The 23,942-nt window shown below is 59.4% G+C and carries 18 protein-coding genes and 1 pseudogene; 14 read left to right on the top strand and 5 right to left on the bottom strand.

Features of this window, described 5'->3' with window-relative positions; translation table 11 throughout:
• Positions 1-151 precede the first annotated feature (151 nt).
• From ACVWXZ_RS00975 to ACVWXZ_RS00950, 6 genes are all read left to right on the top strand, one after another.
• On the top strand, positions 152-1,105 hold the full coding sequence (locus ACVWXZ_RS00975) for an RluA family pseudouridine synthase (RefSeq protein ID WP_414331111.1): 954 nt from the start codon (positions 152-154) through the stop codon (positions 1,103-1,105).
• Between the two features lie 574 nt (positions 1,106-1,679).
• The gene (locus ACVWXZ_RS00970) at positions 1,680-2,858 is read left to right on the top strand and encodes a transaldolase (RefSeq protein WP_011432742.1); all 1,179 of its coding nucleotides are present in this window, start codon (positions 1,680-1,682) and stop codon (positions 2,856-2,858) included.
• A gap of 35 nt (positions 2,859-2,893) precedes the next feature.
• Complete coding sequence (locus ACVWXZ_RS00965) at positions 2,894-4,390, top strand: cobaltochelatase subunit CobN (protein WP_457404331.1); 1,497 nt, start codon at positions 2,894-2,896, stop codon at positions 4,388-4,390.
• Between the two features lie 50 nt (positions 4,391-4,440).
• A complete protein-coding gene (locus ACVWXZ_RS00960; protein WP_457404332.1) occupies positions 4,441-4,752 on the top strand; it encodes a DUF2605 domain-containing protein in 312 nt (103 codons plus the stop codon).
• Entirely contained in the window at positions 4,752-5,015 is a 264-nt protein-coding gene (locus ACVWXZ_RS00955; protein ID WP_457404333.1) for a DUF2973 domain-containing protein, read from the top strand. The genes ACVWXZ_RS00960 and ACVWXZ_RS00955 overlap by 1 nt, the downstream gene beginning before the upstream one ends.
• Before the next feature lie 65 nt (positions 5,016-5,080).
• Positions 5,081-5,506: a GerW family sporulation protein gene (locus ACVWXZ_RS00950; protein WP_457404335.1), complete on the top strand. Its 426-nt coding sequence runs from the start codon at positions 5,081-5,083 to the stop codon at positions 5,504-5,506.
• A gap of 5 nt (positions 5,507-5,511) precedes the next feature.
• Here ACVWXZ_RS00950 and ACVWXZ_RS00945 read toward each other — a convergent pair whose 3' ends face one another.
• From ACVWXZ_RS00945 to ACVWXZ_RS00935, 3 genes are all read right to left on the bottom strand, one after another.
• The gene (locus ACVWXZ_RS00945) at positions 5,512-8,943 is read right to left on the bottom strand and encodes an AAA family ATPase (protein ID WP_457404337.1); all 3,432 of its coding nucleotides are present in this window, start codon (positions 8,941-8,943) and stop codon (positions 5,512-5,514) included.
• Between the two features lie 270 nt (positions 8,944-9,213).
• Positions 9,214-11,478: a single-stranded-DNA-specific exonuclease RecJ gene (recJ, locus tag ACVWXZ_RS00940; RefSeq protein ID WP_457403665.1), complete on the bottom strand. Its 2,265-nt coding sequence runs from the start codon at positions 11,476-11,478 to the stop codon at positions 9,214-9,216.
• 95 nt (positions 11,479-11,573) lie between these two features.
• A complete protein-coding gene (locus tag ACVWXZ_RS00935; protein ID WP_083757636.1) occupies positions 11,574-11,741 on the bottom strand; it encodes a hypothetical protein in 168 nt (55 codons plus the stop codon).
• 178 nt (positions 11,742-11,919) lie between these two features.
• Between ACVWXZ_RS00935 and ACVWXZ_RS00930 the strand changes: the two are divergent.
• The 4 genes and pseudogenes from ACVWXZ_RS00930 to ACVWXZ_RS00915 all read left to right on the top strand — a co-directional run bounded on the left by ACVWXZ_RS00930 (position 11,920) and on the right by ACVWXZ_RS00915 (position 16,930).
• Positions 11,920-12,842: pseudogene (locus tag ACVWXZ_RS00930) on the top strand (IS630 family transposase).
• Between the two features lie 320 nt (positions 12,843-13,162).
• On the top strand, positions 13,163-15,415 hold the full coding sequence (locus ACVWXZ_RS00925; protein WP_457403664.1) for a hypothetical protein: 2,253 nt from the start codon (positions 13,163-13,165) through the stop codon (positions 15,413-15,415).
• Positions 15,416-15,667: 252 nt separating this feature from the next.
• Positions 15,668-15,847 (top strand): hypothetical protein, encoded by a 180-nt coding sequence (locus ACVWXZ_RS00920; RefSeq protein ID WP_011432732.1) that lies wholly within the window; start codon positions 15,668-15,670, stop codon positions 15,845-15,847.
• A 3-nt stretch (positions 15,848-15,850) separates the two neighbouring features.
• Positions 15,851-16,930 carry a DNA polymerase III subunit delta' gene (locus ACVWXZ_RS00915; protein ID WP_457403663.1) on the top strand — a complete coding sequence of 360 codons (1,080 nt, stop codon included), beginning with the start codon at positions 15,851-15,853 and terminating at the stop codon, positions 16,928-16,930.
• Here ACVWXZ_RS00915 and ACVWXZ_RS00910 read toward each other — a convergent pair.
• Positions 16,914-18,230, bottom strand: a complete 1,317-nt coding sequence (locus tag ACVWXZ_RS00910) for an ATP phosphoribosyltransferase regulatory subunit (protein WP_457482024.1) — start codon at positions 18,228-18,230, stop codon at positions 16,914-16,916. The two genes, ACVWXZ_RS00915 and ACVWXZ_RS00910, sit on opposite strands and share 17 nt — an antisense overlap.
• A 49-nt stretch (positions 18,231-18,279) precedes the next feature.
• Positions 18,280-19,350: an isochorismatase gene (locus ACVWXZ_RS00905; RefSeq protein ID WP_457482023.1), complete on the bottom strand. Its 1,071-nt coding sequence runs from the start codon at positions 19,348-19,350 to the stop codon at positions 18,280-18,282.
• A gap of 306 nt (positions 19,351-19,656) precedes the next feature.
• Here ACVWXZ_RS00905 and ACVWXZ_RS00900 point away from each other — a divergent pair, with 306 nt between their 5' ends.
• From ACVWXZ_RS00900 to ACVWXZ_RS00885, 4 genes are all read left to right on the top strand, one after another.
• Positions 19,657-21,039 (top strand): nicotinate phosphoribosyltransferase, encoded by a 1,383-nt coding sequence (locus ACVWXZ_RS00900; protein WP_457482022.1) that lies wholly within the window; start codon positions 19,657-19,659, stop codon positions 21,037-21,039.
• Positions 21,040-21,171: 132 nt separating this feature from the next.
• Positions 21,172-22,308: a GDP-mannose 4,6-dehydratase gene (gene gmd, locus ACVWXZ_RS00895; protein WP_414344822.1), complete on the top strand. Its 1,137-nt coding sequence runs from the start codon at positions 21,172-21,174 to the stop codon at positions 22,306-22,308.
• 176 nt (positions 22,309-22,484) lie between these two features.
• Positions 22,485-23,096: a 30S ribosomal protein S4 gene (rpsD, locus tag ACVWXZ_RS00890; protein ID WP_011432724.1), complete on the top strand. Its 612-nt coding sequence runs from the start codon at positions 22,485-22,487 to the stop codon at positions 23,094-23,096.
• Between the two features lie 353 nt (positions 23,097-23,449).
• The coding region (locus ACVWXZ_RS00885; protein WP_457482021.1) for an RNA-guided endonuclease InsQ/TnpB family protein at positions 23,450-23,942 on the top strand (493 nt) is incomplete at its 3' end.

The following is a 23,942-nucleotide window of genomic DNA, read 5'->3' as shown; positions in this document are numbered from 1 at the left end:
CCCCCAAGAAGGCTTAGAAGGCGATGAGACAAGGCAGATCCCCCCACCACCTGCCTGTGGAAGTTGCTGCAAATCTTCGACCTTTTTTACTCAGTGCAAAAGTAGCCGGGCTGCCACAATGGTCAAAGAAGGCGATTTGGGCAACAACGGCATGGAGGGCCACAAGGAGGCTGCAGCAGACATTCGCCAGATCAGGGTGACGGAAAAACAGCAGGGCTTGCGGCTGGATCGAGGATTGGCAGAGCAACTGCCGGAGCTGTCGCGGTCGCGCCTGCAGCAGCTTATCCGCCAGGGCCAGGTTTGGCTCAATGGGCAGCCCTGCCGGGATAAGGATCGCCCCCTGCAAGCTGGGGATGAAGTCGAGGTGCGGATCCCGCCAGCCACCCCGACTGCCCTGCAGCCGGAGCCGATCCCCTTGGACATTCTTTACGAAGATGACGATTTGCTTGTGATCAACAAGCCCCGCGGTTTGGTGGTGCACCCCGCCCCCGGCCACGCCAGTGGCACCCTGGTGCACGCCCTGCTGGCCCACTGCCCCCATCTTTCAGGCATCAACGGCGAGCTGCGTCCAGGTATTGTCCATCGCCTTGACAAAGACACCACTGGTGCCCTGGTGATTGCCAAACACGATCAGGCCCACCAGCACCTACAAGCCCAGATCCAGGCCAAAACCGCCCGGCGCATCTACTTGGGGGTGGTGTTTGGCCGGCCGGCCCAAAGCCAAGGCACCGTCTCTGCCCCCATTGGGAGGCACCCGGTGGATCGGCAGAAAATGGCCGTCCTGACCCCTGGCCAAGGGCGAGTGGCGGTAACCCACTGGCAAGTGTTGGAGCGGCTGGGCAACTACACCCTGATGCAGTTTGAGCTGGAGACCGGGCGCACCCATCAAATTCGGGTGCATGCTGCCCACATGCGCCTACCCATTGTCGGGGATCCCCTCTACACCCAGAGCAAAACCAGCCCTGTTAAGCTGGGCGGCCAAGCTCTCCATGCCTGGAAGCTCTCCTTTGTTCACCCGCGCACAGGCCAGCCGCTGCAGTTTACCGCTCCCCTGCCGGAAGAGTTTGAGCGGCTCTTGCGGCAGTTGCGCAGCCAGGCGGGCTAGGCAGCCTCTGGGGTTTCCCCCTTGCTTTGCCTGGTCATTGCAAACGGCTGTGGAACAGCTGGTTGGTTGATCCCCAGCTCCCCTCGCCCGCAAGGGGTGAGGGTCAGCGGCGAAGGGTCTTCATCTTGTTTGAAACGAGTATGCCCAGTTGTCCCCACACCCGTGGGGGTGAGCGGCAGAGCATGCCTCTAACCCCCAAAACCCTGAACTTTGCTGAATTTACTGAGCTTTAGGCGGTTTGGCAAAAGTCATTGAGAGGGATATAGTAGACCAAGTTTCCCCCTGATCCTTGAGTCCACCGCAACGGTTGCCGGGAAGTGAAGGGGGAAAGCGCTCGGGGGGTATTCCTCAGGGCTTTGCGGGATACCGCCTTCCTGCTTGGACTCCGTCCCGCTGACGCGAACAGAGATAGGCAGGATGCGATCGCTTCTTTCCTGAACCATGTTCAGGAGAGTTCAGCGTGAATGTATCAGAATTAAGACAATCTCATGTCTACCGGGATCCCTGAATGGGATGGGTAACACTGAAACTAGGTCGCAGAAGCGGCGCGTAGCGCAATCTCAAGGAGCCGAACATGAGCAAGAGCTTGCTGGAGCAATTGCGACAGATGACTGTCGTGGTGGCTGATACGGGGGATATCAACGCCATCGAGAGCTTTAAGCCGCAGGATGCCACCACCAATCCCTCATTGATCACGGCTGCAGCCCAAATGCCTCAGTATCAGGGCATTGTCGATGAAACCTTGCTCAAGGCCCGCCAAGAACTGGGATCCAAAGCCGACATCAAAACCGTGGTGGCCCACGCCATCGATCAACTGGCCGTGGCCTTTGGCGTGCGCATTTTGTCCATCATTCCTGGCCGGGTCTCGACGGAGGTGGATGCCCGCCTCTCTTACGACACAGAAGCCACAGTTGCCAAAGCCCGCCATTTGATCGAGCTCTACAAGGCGGCAGGAGCGGATCCCAAGCGGGTGCTGATTAAAATTGCCTCGACTTGGGAAGGGATCCGAGCTGCCGAGATCCTGGAGAAAGAAGGGATCCATTGCAACCTCACCCTGTTGTTTGGCTTGCACCAAGCCATAGCCTGCGCCGAAGCGGGGGTGAAGCTGATCTCGCCCTTTGTAGGCCGCATCTTGGATTGGTACAAGAAACACACGGGCCGGGAGAGCTATCCCCCTGCCGAAGATCCGGGGGTGCAGTCGGTGACCCAGATTTACAACTACTTCCGCAAATACGATTTTCCGACGGAAGTGATGGGGGCCAGCTTCCGCAACATCGGGGAGATCATCGAGTTGGCCGGCTGTGATCTCCTGACCATCTCGCCCGCCTTGCTGGCGGAGCTGCAGAACACCGAGGGTTACCTGGAGCGCAAACTGGATCCGGAAAAAGCCAAGAAAATGGACATCCCGCGCCTGGTGATGGATCGAGCTACCTTCGACCAGATGCACCGGGAAAACCGCATGGCCTCAGAAAAGCTGGAAGAAGGGATCCAGGGCTTCTCCAAAGCGCTGGAGGTGCTGGAAAAACTGCTCACCGAGCGGCTGCAGAAGCTGGAGGGTGCCAAGGAAACCATTACCCACGCCGCCCAGGATGTCTTCCGCCTCTACGACCTGGATGGGGATGGCTTCATCACCCGCGAGGAGTGGATGGGGGCAGATCGCGTTTTCGATGCCCTGGATACCAACCAAGATGGCAAAATTACCCCTGAGGAAATGTTGGTCGGCCTAGGGGCGGCGGTCTATCTGAAGAATTAGCCGCTGGCAGCCGGCCTGGGAAAACCTCAAGGTCTATGGGCGAGAACTTTCGCCACATCGGAGATGGGGTTGCCGCCCTGGAGGCACAAGCCCGTCGCTGGATTGCCCAGCGGCTGCAAGGGATCCCTTACGATCCGCCGCCGGGGCCAGCAGCCAGGCAGGTGCTGCATTGGATCGAGACGGATCTGCTGCCGCGCCTGCAGCAAACCCCCCAGGAGCTGGAGAACCTGCTGCATGGGCTAGGGGGCGGCTATGTGCCCAGCGGCCCTTCCGGCGCCCCCACCCGAGGCCGAGTGGACGTGTTGCCCACGGGGCGCAACTTTTACTCGGTGGACATTCGCGCCATCCCCACCCCCACCGCCTGGCAGGTCGGCTCACTGGCCGCCGAGCGGCTGGTGGAGCGCTACGTGCAAGAGCAGGGGGAATATCCCCGTCGCCTGGGCCTATCCGTTTGGGGCACTTCAACTCTAAGAACTGGCGGCGACGATTGGGCCGAGGCCCTGGCGCTCTTGGGGGTCAAACCCCGCTGGGATGGAGGACGGGTGGTGGACATCGAGATCCTGCCTGTAGCGGTTTTGGGCCGCCCCCGTGTGGATGTAACCTTGCGCATTTCTGGCTTCTTTCGCGATGCCTTTCCCAATCTGATTGCCCTGTTTGACCGGGCCGTGCAGGCCGTGGCTGACCTGGAGGAGCCAGAAGCCGACAATCCCCTGCGGGCCCACGTGCTGGCCGATACCCAGTACTGGCAGGAGCAAGGGATCCCAACGCAAGCAGCGGCGGAGCGGGCGCGGCTGCGCATCTTCGGTTCCAAGCCAGGGGCCTACGGGGCCGGCCTACAGGGGCTGATCGAGGCGCAAAACTGGGAAACAGAAGCGGATCTGGCCCGCGCCTACCTCAACTGGAGCAGCTACGCCTACCGGGCCGATGGCGAGGGAGAGCCGGCCCCCGAAGCCCTGCGGCGGCAATTGGCCCACCTGCAAATTGTGCTCCACAACCAAGACAACCGCGAGCACGACCTGCTGGACTCCGATGACTACTACCAGTTTCAAGGGGGGATGGTGGCGGCAGTGCGAACGCTCCAGGGCCGCAACCCGCGGATTTACTTCGGGGATCACGCCCGTCCCCACAACCCTAAGATCCGCACCCTGGCCGAAGAAATTGACCGCGTCTATCGCGCCCGCGTGATCAACCCCAAGTGGATTGCCGGCGTGATGCGCCACGGCTACAAGGGCGCCTTCGAGATGGCTGCCACCCTGGACTACCTCTTTGCCTACGACGTCACCACCCATGCTGTGCCGGATTTCATGTACGCCGGCCTGGCCCGCGCCTACCTATTGGATCCCCAAGTCCAGGAGTTCCTGCGATCCCGCAACCCCTGGGCGCTGCGGGACATGAGCGAGCGGCTGCTGGAAGCCCACCAGCGGGGCTACTGGCAAGAGCAGGCCCTGGAATTGCTGCCTCAGATCGAAGCCCTGATGCTGGAGATGGAAGCCTACCTGGAATCCCGCTCTCCCGTGGCGAGAGAAGGTTAAGTTCTGCTAAGATTTTTTCATCCAAACCAGTTGTGGAGGGATCCCAGGCCATGAGCAAATCTGAGCTGTTGCGAGAGATTCTGGGGCCACTGTTGGAGGACTACCGCTACTGGTTTGAGCGTTCTCGCCGCTTTTTGCAGGAAGAGACCCTGGAATTGATCAGCCCAGAAGAGCAGCAGTCCTTGCTGGAAGAGGTTTTGGCTGCCCAGGCGGAGCTACAGGTAGCCAAAGCGCTTTATCAGGCGTCCGATCAAGAGGTTGGCATCGACCCTGGGCTGATGGCAAAATGGCATCGCCTGCTTATGAAATGTGCCGAATTGGGCCGTCAATTTCGCCATATTCACCCCTCCCCCGACCTGTAATGCTGCAGATTCTCTACCTCATCGCTTTTATGGCCATTGCCTTTTTGGCCCTGCGCAACTTGGTTACCAATGTCATCACACTGGGCGTGGAAGAGCGCAAGGCCTCTCCTCGTCGTGCCCGCAAGCGGATCCCTCACCCAGAGCTGCTGGATGAAGATGGCAACCTCACCGAGGAGCCTCTACTGGTGATTCGCTCGGCCAGCTTGGAAGAAGCTCGCAGCCGTTTGGAAGATCTCTATTCCGGCTCGCCGGACGAAGATTAGGGGAGTTTCTTGGGCTTTCTCTCTTGGGCGTGGCTGCACTAGCCTGGGAAGGTACTGCGCGCCATTTGCCCGAGCGTCTGGTGGGCAAGTCAACCGAGATGGGATCCGACTTCAACGTGGAATCGGTGCTGGAGGCGGTGCTCGGCAAGCTGAAGGTTTTGGCGGAAACGGGACAAACCTTTGGTCAGCCGATCACTATTGGTGAGACGATTATTGTCCCTTACATGTCCTTGCATTTTGGCTTGGGTGGGGGAGGGGGTAACTTTGGAAAGACTGCTCCTGGCTGTCGCGGCAACGGCGGGGATCCGGCCAGTCTGTTCGGGGGAGCGGGGGGTGGGGTGCGCATCGAGCCAGTTGGCTTTCTGGTGATCCGAGGCGAGCGAGTGGAGCTGCTGACCACCGTCCAGAAGCCCGACCAGTGGAACCAACTCAGCGAGACTCTGGTGCCCCTGTTGCAGCAGTGGCTGCAAAATCGTGCCGGCAACTCCTGAAGGGACTAGCCGCGAATGGAGAGGCGGGATCCCTGGGGAGAGGGCTGTACCTCGATGCGGTGGGGGAAAGCATCCTGCAGGCTGGGGATGTGGGTAATCACCAAGATGCAGGCAAAGTCGGGGGCGATGGCGTTGATGGCGGCCAGCAGTTGGGCGCGTCCGGTGGCATCCTGGGATCCAAACCCCTCGTCGATGATTAAGGTTTGCAGGTCGGATCCCGAGCGCTGGGTGAGCAGGCGGGACAAGGCCAGGCGAATGGCGAAGTTGATGCGGAAGGCTTCTCCACCGGAGTAAGTCTCGTAGGGGCGGGTGCCGTGGGGATCGGCAATGAGAATGTCAAGGGTGTCATAGGGACTCCGTCCCGCTACGGAGGACAGCTTGGCCGGTGAGCAATAGCGTCGCCCGGAGCGCTGGGTAACCAATTGCAGGTGCAGGCGGTGTTGGGTAAGGCGGGCCAGGATCTGGTTGGCCTGGGCTTCCAGCTCGGGCAGGACATTTTCGACGATCAGGGCGGGGATGCCGTTGCGGCCGTAGGCATTGGCCAGCTCTTGGTACACCTGCTGCTGGCGGCGGGCCTGTTGCAGTTGCTGTTCCAGCTCGGCCTGTTCCGCCTGCTGTTGAACCGCCTGTTGTAGCCGTTGTTGGGCGGCCCCTATCTGAGACAGCACCTCATCCAGCCGCCGGCGGTGCTCCCGCAGGGTTTGGCGGATCCCTTCCAGCTGAGCAGGCAAAACCTCGGGATGCTCCGCCAGTTGTTGCTGAAGCCGTTCCAACTCTTGGGTGGCCTGGGCAAAGTGCTGGCGGCTTTCCTGTAGGCGTTGGGATAAGGCTTGGGTGCGGGCTGCCACCTCCGGCAGTTCCTGGCGGGCCACCTGTAGGGCTTGCAGGCGCACCGGCCAGAGTTGCGCTTGGGCCAGTTCGGCTTTCACCTGCTGGTGCAGGGATCCATCGTAGCCCAGGTGGTTTAACACCTGTTCCACCTGAGCCAACCGCTCCGCCAGGGGAGAATCCGATCCCACTGGCGGGACGGAGTCCTTGGATCCCACCTGTTGCAGGGTTTCCAGTTGTGCCTGTAGGGAGGCGATTTGCTCCCATAGGTGAGAGCGGCGCTCCTGGGCCTTGCGGAGTTCCTGAGAGCGGCCCAGGGCCCAGCGCCAGCGCTCCAGTTCTCCTCGTTGTAAGGCGTGCTCGCGCTCGTCATAGCCCAGTTGTTGCAGGGCCTGCTGGATCTGCTGGAGCTGTTGCCGAGCTTCTTGAGCGTAAGCTTCCCGGTCGAGGATTTCCCTCAACTCTGCCGCTTCTGCTTGCCAGAGCTGGATTTGCCGGCGGCGTTCCTGCTCGGCTTCCCACTGCTGTTGCAATCGCCCTTGCAGATGCAGGCGCTCATCCCAGGTGGCCAGTTCTTGGCTGAGACGGTGGTATTCTGCTTGCAAGAGTTCAATCTCCCGGTCGGCCACCGCCAGTTGTTCGCGGATAACAAACAGTTCGCCGGCAATTTCTTCTTGACGCTCGCGGTGTTTTTTCAGCACCACATCCCGCAGGCGCGGGCTGAGGGGACGGGCGCAGAGGGGGCAAGTCCAGTGGCGACGGCGTTGCGGAGCCATAAAGCCGGATCCCTGCGGCTCTGCTGTCGGCGTTGCAGGGGATGGCTCTGCAGGCTGGCCGACAGAAGATAGGGCCGGGGATCCCTTCTCTTGTTCTGCTGCCTCCTCGACAAGGGCCGTCACCCTCGCCAAAGTGGGGGTGACCTGATCTCGTTCGCTGCGCGGAGCACTTTGAGCGGAAAACACCTCTTGACCTTCCTCCCAGGTGGTCACCAACAGGCGGCAGCGTTCTTCTTCCTGTTGCCACTGTTGCTGGAGAACCCGCTGGCGTTCCTGGAGCTTTTGCACGAACAGCCGTCGTTCTTGGACTTTTTCCAACACCTGCTGCTGGTAGAGACGCCGTCGCTCCAGCTCTGCCAAGGCGGCCTCTCCTTCGGCAATTTTCTGCTCCAGGTGCTGCTGCTGCTGGGCTAGAGTTTCCTGGCTTTGCAGTTGCTGGCTGAGAAGCTGGAGGCGGGCTTGCAGACGTTCCCGCTCGCGGCGGATTTGCTCTTGCCAATGCTGTTGCTGCTGGAGAAGGATGGCGGCTTGCGCTTGGGCTTGGTTCAAGGCCTGGAGACGCTCTTGAGCTTGCTGGTAGTGGCGCAGGCCGATTTCGATGCGCTCCTGTTCTGCCAGCAATTGGGCATCGGCTTGGGCCTGAGCTTGGCAGGTGGCCAACTCCTGTTGCAGCCGTTGCATCTTGCGCAGTTGCTGCTGTTGCTGCTCTGCTTGCCGGGCTTGCAGCTTTTGGCGTTCTTGGAGCAGATGCTGCTGTTGCTCGAAGAGGTGGTGGAGATGGCGATCTTGGGCCATCAGGGCTTGGTAGCGTTCGTAGCCCGCCAGGATGTCTTCACTCTGGGCGATCAGCTCTTCCAACTGGAGCAGGTGCTGTCGCTGGGCACGCCACTGTTGCTCGGTGTGCTGCAGGTTGGCGCCGAGCTTTTGCAAGTGTTGGGTAAGGTGTTGGTGGCGCTCCTGCAGGATGCAGCGATGTTCGTAGAGGCGCTCTAGGGCTTGCAATTCCTGCTGTTGCTGGGCTAGGAGCTGCTGCAGATGAGTTTGCTGTTGTTGGAGTTGCTCCAGTTCGGCTTGGATTTGGCCAAGGTGGGCCTGTTGTTGGTCGAGCTGCTGCAGGCGCTCTTGGAGCAGATCCGCTTTGAGCTTGGCGCTGCGTGCCCGTTCCCGGCAGCGGTCGGCCAGCAGATCGTACTGCCCCAGCTTGAGCATGTCGGCCAAAATTTGCTTGCGCTCGCTGGGACGCTTCAGGGTGAAGGCATCCGCTTGTCCTTGTCGCAGATAGGCGGAGTGAATAAAGGTCTCGTAGTCGAGGCTGAGCTGACTTTGAATGGCCTGTTGGGTGGCGCGCATGCCGCGGCGGGTCAAGCTACGCCAGCGAGGTTGGCCGTCGGTTTCTCCGGTTTGAATTTGCCACTCCAGGGATCCCTCGCCCGATAGATGACGGCTGCGCAGGATGCGGTAGGTTTGTCCTCGGGAGCGGTAGATCACCTCTACCCAGGCTTCGCTGGCCCCCTTGCGGATGAGATCGCTGTCATTGCTAGCCCGGCTTTGCCCCCAAAGGCCCCAGGTGAGGGCATCGAGCAGGGCAGACTTGCCTGCCCCATTGGGGCCACAGATACAGGCGGTGTGGATCCCGCGCAGATCCAAAACGGCGTGAGCGTAACAGAGAAAATTGTGCAAGGTTAGGCGAACCGGGATCACAGAAAACTCTGAGGGGCTCTGGTTGCTGGAAAAAATGAGGTTGAGCCATTTGATCCAGAGTATCGCGTCAGCGGTGGGGAGCAACAATGAGGAGTGAGAAGTGAGGAGAGAGGAGTGAGGATACCGATACATTCACGCTGAACTCTCCTGAACATGGTTCAGGAAAGAAGCGATCGCATCCTGCCTATCTCTGAGCAGGAAGGCGGTATCCCGCAAAGCCCTGAGGAATACCCCTCGAGCGCTTTCCCCCTTCACTTCCCGGCAACCGTTGCGGTGGACTCAAGGATCAGGGGGAAACTTGGTCTACTATATCCCTCTCAATGACTTTTGCCAAACCGCCTAAAGCTCAGTAAATTCAGCAAAGTTCAGGGTTTTGGGGGTTAGAGGCATGCTCCCTTCTCACTACTCTCCGTTCTTTTCTCTTTTCTCTCTTGTCTCTCTTGAGAGGGGATCCGGTCGCAGCAGCCGCTGACACAGTTGGGCAATCTGGGTGGGGCTAGCCTCATCCAGCCAGCGGTGAAAGGCTTGGGATTCCTGAAGGCGGCCCATCAGCAGCGTGGGGATCTGCTCCGGGCCGTCCAGTTCCGCCAGCCATTGCCGGGGAAAGCCAGTTACTGCAGCCAGATCCTCGGGATCCCGTTGGCCTGCCTGCCACTGTTGCATCAGCCAGTTGACTCGGGCGGGGATCTGCTCCCAGGGGGAGGCAGAAGCGGCCAGGATCAGGGTTCGGGGCTGTACCTGTTGCAGCAGTTGTGCCAAGTCCGCCGGTAGCCAGGGCCAGCGGGCCAGCACCAGCTTTGCCCCTTTTGGTGGTGGAACAAGGTTCTCGGCCTCCTGCCCGTCGTAACAGATGGCCCCTTTCAGCGAATCCGGCAGGGGTTTCTGCCGAAAATCTTGGATCTGTAGGCGAGGGGCGGAAATGGTGGGTGCCTGCCACTCTCCCGCAGGGCGCACCGCCAGCACTTTGCCCTGCCAAGGCTGTCTGCCCCGGTCATCCGCTTCCAACTGGAGGGCGATGTCCAAAGCCTGGCATTTTTGCCAGCGCTCCAGCTCTTCTCCGGCTTGCCAAAACCACAGGGTACGGGATCCCAGCGAGCCTTGGAGTTCAAACTTGAGGTGGCGGCCATTGCGGGAGACTCCCAGGTTGGAGCTATTGGGACGGAAGTTCATCAAGGCAACGACGGGGTTGGGGTTGCCGTGCCCAAAGGGCTGCAGAAGCTGCAATTGCCGATACACCTCATCCAGCTCTGCCACCCCATCCCGATCCTGAGAGACCAGTAGCTCCCAGTCGAGGATAATCTCCACCGCCAAGGCGCGAGCCCGCTGATCCGGGCTAACCCGCGCGGCCAGCTCCCGCTGCAACGCCAGTTGCACAGCGGCCAGGCAAGCCAGATCCACTTGGATCCTGGCGGCCATGGGGTGTCCGCCTCCCCGCCGCAAGAGGGGGCGCACAGCCTCGATGGCCTCCACCAGGTTCACCCCTGGCAGGGAACGACCCGACCCATGGCCCAGCCCTGTGGCTTCGTCTTTGGCAATCAACACCGTCGGGCAGCGGTACTGCTCCACCAAGCGCGCCGCCGCGATCTCCAGAACCCCTGGGTTCCAGCCGGCTTCCGCCAGAACAATGGCTCCTTCCCGGGTCAGATCCAAGCTCTCTACCTGTTGGCTGGCCTCTTGGATCACTTGCTGGGTGAGCTGCCGGCGCTCTTCGTCAAGGGCAACAAACCGTTGCACCAGCGCCTGGGCCCGCTCTGGATCGGAGGTGGTCAGCAGCTCCACTGCTAAGCTGGCGTCTTCCAAGCGGCCAATGACGTTCAACTTGGGGGCGATGCGAAAAGCAATATCCTGGGCTGTCGGCGACCTCTGGAGCTGGCCGTTGCTAACCTGGGCCAGCAGAGCTCGCAACCCCGGGCGCTGCGTACTGGCCAGCACCGGCAGGCCCCGCTGCACCAAGTAGCGGCACTCCCGCTGCAACACCGCCACATCGGCCACAATTCCCACCGCCACCAGATCCAGGTGCTGCTCGACACCAGGGATCCCTAGGGCTTGGTAGAGCGCCTCCGCCAACTCGTAGACCACTCCCACCCCCGGCAAGAAGCGCAGCGGATGTTCAGCCGGCAATCGCAAGGGGTTGACCACCGCATAGGCAGCGGGCAAGGGATCCGGCAGCATGTGGTGATCCGTCACGATCACGTCCACCCCCTGGACTTGGGCCATGGCAATTTCGGCAGCATTGCCCACCCCGCAATCCACCGTCAGGATCACTTGGCAGCCCTGGGCCAGCACCTGCTGTAGCCGTTGAGGATTGAGCCCGTGCCCCTCGGTGCTGCGCAGCGGTATGGAGAACTGGACTCGGAAGCCCAAGGGTTGTAACGCCGAGAGCAGGAGACTGGTACTGGTGACACCATCGCAGTCAAAGTCCCCCCAAATGCACAGGGTCTCTTCCCTTTCCCGTGCCTGCAGCAGCCGCGCCACCGCCCGCTCCAGATCCGGCAGGGATGCTGGTGGTGTGGGGGAATAGTGTTCGGGATCCACGAAGGCCTGCGCCTGCTCCCAGGTGTGCAGACCCCGCAGAGCCATCACCTTGGCCGCATACTTGCCATATTCCCGGCTCAGTTGCGGATTGAACTGGGGGGGAGTGGGCAGCAGCTCCCAGCGGTATTCCATGCAAGCTCGACAGGGATAAAGGTTCCTAGGAGCCTATCAAAAACTGCCTGGGGAGAAAAGCAGCTTGGGATCCCCAAGAAGGCCTGGTGACCTGCTTATTGACAGCAGTGGGAAGCCACACAGCAGGCGGAAGGGTGCTCGTGATTGTGGGTGGCACAGGCTTCGCTGCAGTAGAGTTGACCTTCGTAGCGATAGCCTTGGCTGCTCTCGAAGCTGCAGTTGCAGTGTTCACAGGCGCAACGGACAAGGGTGCTGGCAGACATGATTTTCTCTCCTTCTTTCTCGTTTTTTCCTAGGGATCCTCTTGTCGAAGATCCGCGTCTCTACACCCTAGCGGTTGCTCAGCAACGATGCTGAAACAAGAATCAGAATCATTTTTGGCACTTCACCGATTACAGCCTATGAATTAGGATACAAGTATCCAAGAGAAAAGAGAGATATATACCAACCTATTTGTTAGATTTATCCCAAAGAGTTGTGGCAGCTTATCAGGCAGGCAAGACCTCCACTCGCCAGGTAGCGGAACAGTTCATGGTAACCCAAAGAACACTGCACCACTGGGTGCATCAGTATCAACAAACTCAGGATTTATCCCCCAAGAAAGTCGGCACAAAGCGAGTAGGTATTCTGGAACAACACCGGCAAGAAGTTATGACGGTCATTGAAAGGCGCCTGAACTATTATCCGTGGTAGTATCAAGAACTGCTACGAGAGCAACTGGATACTGATGTGAGTGCTGTTACGATAGACAACTTTTTAAAAAAGCGAGGAATGACGCTAAAAAGAATTACCGCAGTGTAAAAATCAGAGAAGAGGAGGTGCAAAGGCAACAATTAGCCTATAGTTAAGAAGTCAAGAATATACCAGTGGAAGATATAGCTATTCTAGACCAGACAAGGGTGTGAGAGGCAATGGAACGGAGGGGTATCTCGGAGTTTACGCAGTCAAAGAGCTTACAGTTACCGTCAGAGATGCAAAGGGAAAAAACATAAGATTATTGAAGCTATTTCCTGGAGAGAGGCAGTAGGCTGTTGTGTTATCAAGGGTGGAATGCGGAAGAGCAATTTTCTGGAGTTTTTGCAAAGTGACTCATGTCCGGAACTGGATGCGCGGAAGGTGGTGATTAGAGTTCGGAAGTGGAGGGTTTGATTCAAGGAACAGGTGCGCGGATCATAGACCTGCCTGTGTATGCACCAGAGTTGAATCCGATTGAGAGGATGTGGTCGGTATTGAAGCCTTTTATCCGGCAGTTTTCCAGAGCCGGGAAGTATGGGATGGAGCAGATAGCAGAGACCTCTTGACTACTCATCAATCCATTCTGCTTCCGAAGTTGGTTTGCTAGGTGTTGCTACTGTGCCCCTTGATTCCTTAACAGGCTGTACTGCTCCATCCCTATGCACGAAGAGGGATGCCGCCGCCCTAATTACTGGGAAGAGACTCCCAGATACTTTGTCCCTCTAATGTCCCTCTAGTAAGAGGTACTGCACCACGAAGCACTCAGTGCCGCCGCAGGCGAACAAGCTGGCGGAGTTCGCAGTTACTGTATCAAGAAGCCGTCATAAAGGGCGGGGCTTGTAACCCAGTTTTCTGGTCAATGTGGCGTTGGCATCTCTTTGTGCTTTATCCTGAGGGGCGATAAGCTAAAGTACAGCAACAACACAGTCCTAAACTGGGAACTTTATTGATGCCTCCGCGCTCCTCTTCCTCCCAGAGTGGCTCTACCCCATTCCCCTTTCTGGAGGGGCGGGGTGCTGCTGCCGACGGGGCTGAGTCGAGCTTACCGCTGGGACAGCGTTTGCTGCGGGCGGGTCTGATCTCCCAATCCCAGTTGGCTCAGGCTCTGCGAGAGCAACAGCAAAACCACCTCAAGTTGGGAGAAGTGTGTCTCGAGCACGGCTGGCTCACCCCAGCCGCTCTCTACCGCTTCCTGCCCAGCCAGTCCCTTTCTCTGGGAGAGATTTTGGTGGCACTGGGCCACTTGGATTTTGAGCAGTTGCGGGTTGCTCTGGCCCAACAGCGTCGCTACGGGCGGAAATTGGGGGAGATTCTCACCTGGAAAGGCTGGGTACAGCCCGCCATTTTGGATCGCGCCTTGGATGTTCAGGTGCAACTGCAACGGATGGCTTCCCCCAATGCGTGGGAAGCACTGCAGCCTTTTTTGGCTAAGGATCCCGTACCCGAGGTTCAGCCTATCCCCCGAAGATCGACAATTCCTGGCCGAGAAGACCCAGCTCAGGATTGGCCTGCACCCGAAGAGGCCAGGAGAGAGAGTACGGTTCAGCCGCCGAGTCTTGAATCTGCGGCTGGGGGAGATTCCATCCCTGGAACATTAGCCGCGGCAGCCTCGGATCCCTTTGCCGATGAGCCTCAACCGGCCACCTTGGCTGACTACCGCAAGCAAGTGGAAGCCTTGCGGCTACAAATCGAGCTCCAGGAACAGGAATGGGATCGGATCCTGGCCAGCATGAACCAGCAGATTGCCGATTTTCAAAACCAGTATCAGCAGCGCATTCAAAAACTGGAAGCCACCATCCGTCTCCAACAAGCAGAGCTCCAGCACCAGGCAACGTTGCAGCAGGATTTGCGGGTTTGGCGGGAACAACTGCAAAGGCTGGAAACGGAGCTGGCTCTTGCCCGCGCTGCTGAGCAAAGGGCGCAGCGGCAGTTGCAAACCCAGCAAGATTGCTATCAGTCGGAATTGGAGCAGTTGCAAGAGCAAATCCAGATTCTGCAGAAACGCCAGTTGGACTCGGTGCCCAGCAGCGTTGTGGCTGACCTACGCGCTCAATTGGAAGCGGCGCTCCAGCAGCTCCAGCAGCTCCGGTCGGGGCGGGATCAGCTGCAGGCCCAACTTGCCCAGCAAGCTGCAGAGCCAGAAGCTGCCCCATCCCGGCATCTGGACTCCTTCTGGCCAGAGCAGGTTGCCGCTTTAGAGCAACAGATTGCGGAGCTGAGGGCCGCTTTGCAGATGTGGCAAGAGCGCTACGCCCAGCTACAGCAAGAGCACGAGGCCCAAATGGCGCGGCTTTCCGGCTATGTTCCCCCAGAGCAGGTGGAAAGCTTACAGGCGCAGCTACAACAACTGCAAGCGGAAATGGCGCGGCTGATGGCAGCCAACCGTGACTACGAAGCGCACCTTGCTCAACTGGAGGAGCAACTGCAGCAGAGCCAAGCCCTGATCCACCAGCTCAGGGCAGAACGGGCCGAGGCCGACCAGCGCATTGTCCAACTGGAGGGATCCCTGCAAGCCCGCCAAGAAGCCTTGGAGCAAGCTCAACAACAACTGAAAACCACGGGATCCCGCCTCAGCGCCCTTCAACAGCAGCAGGCCAACTTGACGGTGGAACTGCGAGATGCGCGAGAGCTGCTAGCGGCCTACCGACAGAGCTTGGAGACTTTACAGGAGAACCTCAAGATTGAGCAGAATCGCAACCGTCTGCTGCAGGTGAGTTACGAACAGCAAAAGCTGATCGCCGAGGCAGCGCAGGCTCAGTTGAGAGCAGCCAACTTCTCTGGCTCAACCGCCAAAGATGAGCCAGCACGTTCGCGTGAGCGAAACACAGTCCTTACGAGGAGACTGGAGGAACCTGCGACCGATGCCGGGGAGCTTCCCGCCAATCCTGAGGACACGCCGACGGATCCTTTGCTGGCGGAACTCACCCCCTGGGCCAGGCATCTGTTCCAAAACTTGCAGGCAGCGGGCTTGCTGGATCGGCCCCAGATCCAAGACATCCTCAGCCGCTGGCAACAGTCGGGGGGCAAGCTGACCGCGGTCATTGGCGAGTGTACCGGCCTGAAGGCAACCACGGTCGCGGTAGCGGTGCGGTTCCCGGTAGGGTGCCGGAGGCATAGCACTTTCAAGTTCTTTGCGGATGGGGGGTATTCTGCCCGTTTGTCGGGGTGCCGCACGGTGGGAGAGCATGACTCTAGTCAATAATAAGCTCAACTATACTGAAAATAATGTATAATATGTTCAGTACGGATTACTACCAGTTGATCTTTCTGTTTACTTTCGAGTCTGCCAACATGGTAGCCAAAGCAAAGCAGAAAATTGGTAGTAAGACGACACGGAAACTGCGCTTTGGGTATTCTACTCAAAGCTTTGCGGGATACCGCCATTCTGTTTGGAAACAAACAGAATGCTATCGCTGCATAGTTGAACAGTGATGTTCAGCAGTGTTCAGCGTAAATGTATCAGTTCCTCAAGGCTGCCGACTTGTTGGCTGCTGAAGTGCTGGAGTCCTTGCCGCCGATGGATGAATCTTCGCCCCACTGGGGGGATCCCTTGGTGGAGCGGGGGTTATTGCGACCGGAGACGCTGCAGTATTTTCGCAAACATTTCCTGCCAGCTTCTGCCAGCGGATGCTGAGATATGCCAGAACTCCGTCCGAGCGCCGAGACCGTCAAGCGGATGAAGGTCTTGCCTCCACAGCACATTGTCGGGCAGGAGATGGCGGCACGACTGCTTGTGGCGGCCCTGGAGAAGGGGCGGGTGACTTCCAGCTACTGCTTCTTGGGCCCCCAAGGGGTGGGGCGGAAGCTGATGGCCCGTTGGTTTGCCCAGGCCCTCTTGTGCGAATCCAGCTCCGGGATCCCTTGCGGCAAGTGCTCCCACTGCCGTTGGCTGCTGGCGGGCAACCATCCCAATCTCCACTGGGTCAGCCCCACCTACCTGCACCAAGGCCGCCTAATTGCGGCAGACTCCCCGGAGGCGCAAACCTTGCAACGGCGCTCGCCGCCCCAAATTCGCCTGGAGCAGGTGCAGGGGGTATCCCGCTTCTGTGCCCGCAAGCCGATTCGAGCCCAGCGAAAGGGCTCCGCCCCGCTAAAGGACTCCGTCCCGCTTACGCGAACGGGAGCGGTGGTGGTGCTGGAGGGAGCCGAAACCTTGGCGGAAAGCGCTGCCAATGCTTTGTTGAAAACCCTGGAGGAGCCAGGCCCAGCCCATATTATACTCATCGCCCCCCAGGCGGCCTCGCTGTTGCCGACGCTGTTGTCCCGCTGCCAGATGGTGCCTTTTCGCCGCCTCAGCCCAGAAGAGGTCGACCGGGTGCTGAGTGGGTTGGGTTGCCCAGATCTGGCAGGGATCTCTCGATCCGAGCTGATTGCCTTGGCCCAGGGCAGCCCCGGCTTGGCCTTGCTGGCCCACCAGCACCTGCAGCAGATCCCGCCGTCGCTCCTTGAGGAACTCAAACGTTGGCCCTGGCACTCTTCTCTCCAGCAGGCATTGGAATTGGGCAGAGCGGTGGCCAGTTTGGAGCTGCCGGCACAACTGTGGCTGATCGATTATTTGCAGCAGCATTTTTGGGCGCAGGGATCCCGTCAGCCGTTTGCGCCAGGGGTGCAGAGCGCCATCCGGCAGTTGGAACGCATTCGCCAACACCTGTTGCAACTGGTGCAGCCCCGTCTCTGTTGGGAGGTCAACCTTGCCAGCATTAGCCCGGGTGGGTGATGTGGTAGCTGCCGTCGGCTTGTACCCAGGCGATCTCCGGGATCCGACATTGGCGGGCATAGGCTTCGATCTCTTCAGGGGCCCGATCCAGCAATTCCAGCTCCACCGCCTCCGTTCGCGTCAGCGGTGCGGTGCACTCTTCTCGCCAGCGGGCGGCCAAGGCCAGCGCCGCCGGGATCCCTGCCGGCACCAGGGGCACCACCAACCGTTTGCAGCCCATCTCCTCGGTTTGGGGATCGGGGGGCAAGAGCCGCAGCAGCGTATCCGGCAGAAGGGTAAAGCCGATCCCCGGCTGTTCGACCTGCTGAGGGCTGTAGAGAGCATGCAGCCGGTCGTAGCGTCCCCCCAGAGCAATGATCTCCCCGCCTGCCACTGCCTGAAAAACGATGCCGGTGTAGTAGGCCAGGGTTTGCAACAAGCTCAGATCCAGCACCACCCGCACCCCATGTTCCTCCAGCACCTGGCAGAGCTGCCGCAGATCCCGCAGCCGCTCAGGCGGCACAGGCAACTGAGCCAGGTCAGAAAGAACTGAGCCGGGCTGGCCCCGCAGCCCCAGAATCTGCAAGCCAATCTGGCGGGCGGCTTCCGGCAGAGGGGCCGATTCCAGGTAAACGTAGTCGAGCTGGGCAATGGCACGGCGCACTGCCGCTTGAGCCGTGGGGGCAACGGCGCTGAGCAAACTCTCGGTGAGGCTGACATCTCCCAGCAGCAGCGTCCAGGCGGCCTCCGTCCCGTTTACACAAGAAGAGATGCCGATCGAGCGAATGCAATCGGCCAGCAGCAGCAGAATCTCGGCATCTGCCAGCCATCCCCCTGCCCCGATCAGCTCCACTCCGGACTGAAAAAACTCCTGGCTACTGTAGGATCCCTCCTCCCGGCGGCTGTTGCGAAAAACGCTGCCGTGGTAGTAGAGCCGCAACGGCAAGGGCCCACCGGCCAGACGGGTGGCTGCCGCCCGCACAATGGAAGCGGTCAACTCGGGGCGCAGCCCCAGCATCGTCCCTTCGCCATCCCGCAATTGCAGCACCGACTCGGCACGGATGGATCCCCCCGCCAGCAGCGTTTCCAGCCGCTCCAGGGTGGGAGTGATGATGCGCTGGTAGCCGTAGCGTCGGAAAACCTGGGTAAGCTGAGCCTCCAGCTTCTCCCGCCGTTGTACCTCCCGCGGCAGGAGATCCCGGGCACCGCTGGGGGGGCGCAGGCTGCTGGAGACGGTAGAACTGGCCTCAGGGCGGGGATCCCAAAAGTGCTCCGCACCGCTACCGCGAGAGTGCTCCGCACCGCTAACGCGATTGTACACAGGGCTGCTCCAGCAGAGGATCCTGCTGCATCATACCGGATGTTGGAGGTCAGCTGGGATCCCGGGGAAACTCAGGCCACTCCCAGATGGGATCCGTGGAGCGCACTCGGTGCATTCCTGCTTCCGCAAAGCGGGCGAAGGCGGCCTCCGCCTGTTCGCTGAAATCCACAACGCCGGGGATCACCACCGGCGAGGTGCAGTCCTCCAGAAGGTAGACTTTCTTGGCCAAGCTGGGATCCGTGGCCTGGATCTCTTGCAGCAGGTCGCTCACCGTCCAGGCCACGCAGTGGCTTTTGGCTTGGCCAGCCACGATCAGGGCGTCAAACTGCAGCAGGTGGTGGATGAGGAGCTCATTTTTCTCGTCGATGGGATCCCCTTCCGGCCCAGTCAAAACCTCCGGGCTAAGCACGGAATAATTTTCCGTCAAGGGATTGGCTCCCTTGAGCTGCAGGCTGGGCTGGCTGCAGCGGGCCATGCCGTGAAAGAAAATCGCCTCCTCCACCGCCGGCACCAGGGCATGGCCAATCCCCCCCAGCATGGAGTGGTAGGGCCAGACGATGAGGGGATATTTTCCCCCCTGCTCCAACTGCTCGGCGTAGTGCAGAGCGTAGACCTGCAACCGCGTCAGATCCCCCTGGGTGAGGTTGGCAGCCATGGCGGGGTTAACCCGCCAGCGTCCGCAGCGGATATCGGCTGCCGAAATGGCCGTGGCCGGCTCAGGATGGGCTCCCTGCGCGTCCACCCAAAAGACGGGGTGGAAGATCTGCATGGCCGTGTGGGTGTCGAGAGTGGCAATGATCTGGGTGAGGCAAGCCAAATTGCGGTAGATGAACTGACAAAGCCGTCGATTGTCTTCCACCGCTCCCAATCCGCCGGAACCGGCCACAAACAACTCAAAGCCGGGAATGCAAAAGGTGTTCTGCACATCAATGAGCAACAAGCCCACCCGCACCCGATCCGCCTCTGCCGGCGGGATCCCTTGCTCCTTGGCCCAGCGCTCGGCTTCTGCTGCCCGCTGTTGGTAGGGCACGCGCCAAATCTCTCCCACCCGCTCCGGATCAAAGTGGGGGGGAAGGCCCGCTGGAGCCTTAACAGTTAGCTCCTGTAGAGTGGTATTCATGGCGTTCTTCCGGTGGGGGCTGGATTGACCAGGCTTGCACCCGCTCGATAGAGTTGGACGGGTAACACTTATGGTTGGTTTCACTATAAGTTGGGGGCAAGATTTTGTCCAGATGGCCGCCTGCATTTCTGGCTGAGTTTGGGTTTGGTGTCTTGTCGAGGCCGATTTTTAGGGTTTTTTGGGGTTGTGATGCTTCTGGTGGATCCCTACAAGCAGCCTTACTTATGGTAAGTTTCACTATAACCTTCGCAACAGCCCTCTGCTCGATCCCGCCGTTCCCCACTGGCTTCTGCCCCGAGGTTTTTCATGTTGAGCCCTGATTTCTCGTCGTTGCGGCCCCAAGACTATGGCCTGCTAACCGACCTGTACCAGTTCACCATGGCCGCCTGCTACGTGGGGGAAGGGCTAGAGTCTCAGCCCGCTGCCTTTGAGCTGTTTGTGCGGCGGCTGCCCACCGACTATGGCTACCTAATCGCCATGGGGCTCACCCAGGCAGTGGACTATCTGCAGCAACTGAGCTTCGCCCCCGAGGCTTTGCGAGCGCTGCGGGAAACGGGCATTTTCGCCGATGCGCCGGAGCGCTTTTGGGATCTGCTGGCCCGCTGCCGGTTTGAGGGGGATGTGTGGGCGGTGCCGGAAGGAACCGCCATTTTCGCCAACCAGCCCCTGTTGCGGGTGGAAGCCCCCCTCTGGCAAGCCCAACTGGTGGAAACTTACTTGCTGTCCACCTTTAACTACCAGACCCTGATCGCCACCAAGGCGGCCCGTATGCGAGATGCAGCAGGGGATGAGGCCATTTTGTTGGAGTTCGGCACCCGGCGAGCTTTTGGTCCCCAGGCGGGGCTGTGGGCAGCCCGGGCGGCTCTGGCGGCAGGGTTCAATGCCACCTCCAACGTCTTGGCAGCCCTGAAATTGGGGCGCAAGCCGGCAGGAACCATGGCCCATTCCCTAGTGATGGCCATTGCTGCTCTCTCGGGAGACGAAACCCGCGCCTTTCAATCCTTTCGGCGCTACTTTCCCCAAGCTGCGCTTCTAATCGATACCTACGATCCCATCCAAGGGGCGCGCACAGCAGCCCAGCTCTTTGCGGCCAGAAGCCCAGATCAACTGGGATCCCAGGGGGAAATCGGCGGGGTGCGCATCGACTCGGGAGATTTGGAAGATCTCTCTCGCCGGGTGAAACAAATTTTGCCTCAAGGCGCCCCGGTGTTCGTCAGTGGGGATTTGGACGAATACGAGATCGAGCGCCTGCATCGCTCCCAAGCCCCCATCAGCGGTTATGGGGTGGGCACCCGCCTGGTAACTGGAGAAGGCGTAAACGGGGTGTACAAATTGGTGGAAATCAATGGGATCCCAGTGGCCAAAGCTTCCTTTGCCAAAGCCACCCTTCCCGGTCGCAAGCAGATCTTTCGCGGCCCTGAAGGAGACTTGTTGGGCCATGCTGACGAGCCCCCGCCTCCTGGCTACGAACCGCTCTTGCGCAAAGTTATGGAAAAAGGGCTGCTGCTGGATCCCTTGCCGGATCTGGAAGCCATTGCCCGCACCAGCCGCGCCTCTGTGCTGTGCCTGCCCCAGGGAGTGCGACAACTGCGCCAGCCGGATCCCTGGCCCACAGCCCTGACTGCCGCTTTGCAACGGTTGAAAGACCACACCCTTGGCCAGGAATGTGCCTCGGCGGGCCCTGCCTGAGGAGAAGGAGTCCCGCTGCACTATAATGTTCTAGCTTCAAGGTCTCCGCTTTGAGGTTTGAGTTTTGCCATTGGACTTGAGCCTCAGGCCATTTTGATTTTTGGTGTTTTCCTAGTCTTTGCCCCCAGCTCTATGACCCAACGTGCCCTAATTACCGGCATCACCGGACAGGATGGCTCCTATCTGGCCGAGCTGTTGTTGAAGAAAAACTACGAAGTTCACGGCATCATCCGCCGCGCCAGCACCTTCAACACCGACCGCATCGACCACATCTACGTGGATGCCCACAACCCCCAGGCCAGGCTGTTTCTCCACTACGGGGATCTCACGGATGGCACCACCCTGCGCAGGATTTTGGAACAGGTGCAGCCGACGGAAGTGTACAACCTGGGGGCCCAATCCCACGTGCGGGTGAGCTTTGATGCGCCGGAATACACCGTCGATGCAGTGGCCATGGGCACGCTGCGTCTTCTAGAGGCCATCCGCGACTACCAGCAGCGCACCGGGATCCGGGTGAAGTTTTACCAGGCAGGCTCCTCGGAGATGTTCGGCCTAGTGCAAGAGATCCCGCAAAAGGAAACCACCCCCTTCTACCCGCGCAGCCCCTATGCCTGTGCCAAGGTGTACGGCTACTGGCAGACGGTCAACTACCGCGAAGCCTACAACCTCTTCGCCTGCAACGGTATCTTGTTCAACCACGAAAGCCCACGGCGAGGGGAAACCTTTGTAACCCGCAAGATCACCCGCGCCGTCAGCCGCATTGTGGCCGGCAAACAGGACAAGCTCTACCTGGGCAACCTGGATGCCAAGCGGGACTGGGGCTACGCCAAAGACTACGTCGAGGGGATGTGGATGATGCTCCAACAACCCCAGCCGGATGACTATGTGCTGGCTACTGGGGAAACCCACACTGTGCGCGAGTTTGTGGAACGGGCCTTCGCGCTGGTGGGCCTGCCGATTACCTGGAAAGGCTCCGGCCAAGCCGAACAGGGGTTGTACAAAGACCAAGTGTTGATCGAGATCGATCCCCGCTACTACCGCCCAACCGAGGTGGATCTGCTGTTGGGGGATGCTTCAAAAGCCAAGCGAGTCCTAGGATGGGAGCCCAAGGTGAGCTTCCCGCAGTTGGTGGAGCTGATGGTGCTGGCCGACTTGGAAGCCATCGGCCTGGATCCGGATCCCATCTTGGGGGAACGGCGCACCCTCAACGGCTTGCTTAGCGAAGATCGCGCTTTCATCCGCACTCAGCTGGGGGTTCACTACGACTGACAGGGTGAATACAACGGTGGAGACGGGATCCCAAAAGACAGCCTTGACCCCTTGTCCAAAGCAGGAACTAAACGCTTAATATAGTAGATCGCCGATTCTTTTGGTGCCTCGTCCTCTTGCTCCCCAGCTGACCATCTCTTGCTGACTTTGTTTGCTGATTTCGGAGAAATGCCCGCATGTCCCGCTACACAGGCCCCCGCCTAAAAATTATTCGTCGCTTCGGGGGACTTGATCTGCCCGGCTTGACGCGCAAGCGCCCCAAAAATACCAACCCGCCCGGTATGCATGGCGCCGAGCGCAAGAAAAAATCCGAATATGCCATTCGCTTAGAAGAAAAGCAGAAGGTGCGCTTCAACTACGGGCTGAGCGAGCGGCAGATGATCCGCTACATGCGCAAGGCACGGCGCTCCAAGGGATCCACCGGTTTGGCCTTGCTGCAAATGCTGGAAATGCGGTTGGATTGCATCGTGTTTCGTCTGGGCATGGCTCCAACCATTCCGGCAGCTCGGCAGCTCGTGAGCCACGGCCACATAGAGGTTAACGGCCAAAAGGTAACCATTCCCAGCTATGGCTGCAAAGTGGGGGATGTGATTACAGTAAAAAACAAGGAATCTTCCCGCAAGCTGGTGGCCGCCTACGCGGAGTATCCGGGGTTGTTTTTGCCGGACTACCTGGAGTTTGACAAAGAAAAGCTGCGCGGACGCATCAAGGAATTGCCCCCCCGCGAGCAAATTTGCGCCCCGGTCAACGAGCTTTTGGTGGTTGAGTTCTATTCCCGCAAGCTCTAGGGATCCCCTTTTGTGGCCATTGCAAATTGCAGGGGAATTTTGGGCAGTTTGACGTTCTCCTCACCCTTGAGGCCGGGGGATTTTTCACGGTTTGTTTTTTGTAGCGTTTCCCCTGCTCATCGCTCCTGTTGGCGATGCGTAGCGTTAGCTAGACCGCCGGGAAGCCCTGCCCTCTGTTAGTGACTAGTGGCTGGTCACTATCCACTCACCACTATCCAGGGTGAAGGTCGGGATGAGAGGCGGGGACACTTTGGTTTTCAATGGACTGGCCTAAAACCGAGACGGTAACCCCACCGCATGAAGCAATAGGGGCAATAGGGTAGGATTCATTCCAGTAGATTACCCTTGCCTCAATGAGAACTGCTTACCAGTACCGTTTGCGACCTACGCCCAGCCAGATTGCTTTGATGAGCGAGTGGCTAGACTTGTTACGCAAGCAGTACAACTACCGCTTGGCAGAGCGCTTTGCGTGGTGGGAACACAATCGCTGTGACATCAATGCTTGTCCCTTAATCTGTCACTTGCCTGAGCTGAAAGACAAGCCCGATTTCTACTCCCAGAAACGGGACTTGGTGAGCACGAAAGCCCTGTTTCCGGAGTACAGAGCAGTCCATTCGCAAGTCCTCCAGAACTGCATAGAGCGAGTGCACAAAGCATTCGACCGCTGGCTGAAGGGGGACGGTAACGGCAAGCGGGCAGGGAAACCCAGATTCAAGGGAGTTGGGCGGTATCGCTCCTTCAGTTTCCCCCTGATGCAACAGGACTGCATTTGCGGGCAGTTTATCCATCTGCCCAAAATCGGTGCTGTTCGGATAATTCAGCACCGTCCTTTGCCTGACGGTTTTG

Source organism: Thermostichus sp. MS-CIW-38, assembly GCF_054058415.1.
Note: the sequence above shows the minus strand (reverse complement) of the source record. Positions and strands in the feature narration are given on the sequence as shown.

What these genes read in the sequence shown, in the direction of transcription:
- ACVWXZ_RS00975 (WP_414331111.1), top strand. Translation starts at nt 152, where the DNA reads ATGGAGGGCCACAAGGAGGCTGCAGCAGACATTCGCCAGATCAGGGTG.
- ACVWXZ_RS00970 (WP_011432742.1), top strand. Translation starts at nt 1,680, where the DNA reads ATGAGCAAGAGCTTGCTGGAGCAATTGCGACAGATGACTGTCGTGGTG.
- ACVWXZ_RS00965 (WP_457404331.1), top strand. Translation starts at nt 2,894, where the DNA reads ATGGGCGAGAACTTTCGCCACATCGGAGATGGGGTTGCCGCCCTGGAG.
- ACVWXZ_RS00960 (WP_457404332.1), top strand. Translation starts at nt 4,441, where the DNA reads ATGAGCAAATCTGAGCTGTTGCGAGAGATTCTGGGGCCACTGTTGGAG.
- ACVWXZ_RS00955 (WP_457404333.1), top strand. Translation starts at nt 4,752, where the DNA reads ATGCTGCAGATTCTCTACCTCATCGCTTTTATGGCCATTGCCTTTTTG.
- ACVWXZ_RS00945 (WP_457404337.1), bottom strand. Translation starts at nt 8,943, where the DNA reads ATGTATCGGTATCCTCACTCCTCTCTCCTCACTTCTCACTCCTCATTG.
- recJ (WP_457403665.1), bottom strand. Translation starts at nt 11,478, where the DNA reads ATGGAATACCGCTGGGAGCTGCTGCCCACTCCCCCCCAGTTCAATCCG.
- ACVWXZ_RS00935 (WP_083757636.1), bottom strand. Translation starts at nt 11,741, where the DNA reads ATGTCTGCCAGCACCCTTGTCCGTTGCGCCTGTGAACACTGCAACTGC.
- ACVWXZ_RS00925 (WP_457403664.1), top strand. Translation starts at nt 13,163, where the DNA reads ATGCCTCCGCGCTCCTCTTCCTCCCAGAGTGGCTCTACCCCATTCCCC.
- ACVWXZ_RS00920 (WP_011432732.1), top strand. Translation starts at nt 15,668, where the DNA reads ATGTATCAGTTCCTCAAGGCTGCCGACTTGTTGGCTGCTGAAGTGCTG.
- ACVWXZ_RS00915 (WP_457403663.1), top strand. Translation starts at nt 15,851, where the DNA reads ATGCCAGAACTCCGTCCGAGCGCCGAGACCGTCAAGCGGATGAAGGTC.
- ACVWXZ_RS00905 (WP_457482023.1), bottom strand. Translation starts at nt 19,350, where the DNA reads ATGAATACCACTCTACAGGAGCTAACTGTTAAGGCTCCAGCGGGCCTT.
- ACVWXZ_RS00900 (WP_457482022.1), top strand. Translation starts at nt 19,657, where the DNA reads ATGTTGAGCCCTGATTTCTCGTCGTTGCGGCCCCAAGACTATGGCCTG.
- gmd (WP_414344822.1), top strand. Translation starts at nt 21,172, where the DNA reads ATGACCCAACGTGCCCTAATTACCGGCATCACCGGACAGGATGGCTCC.
- rpsD (WP_011432724.1), top strand. Translation starts at nt 22,485, where the DNA reads ATGTCCCGCTACACAGGCCCCCGCCTAAAAATTATTCGTCGCTTCGGG.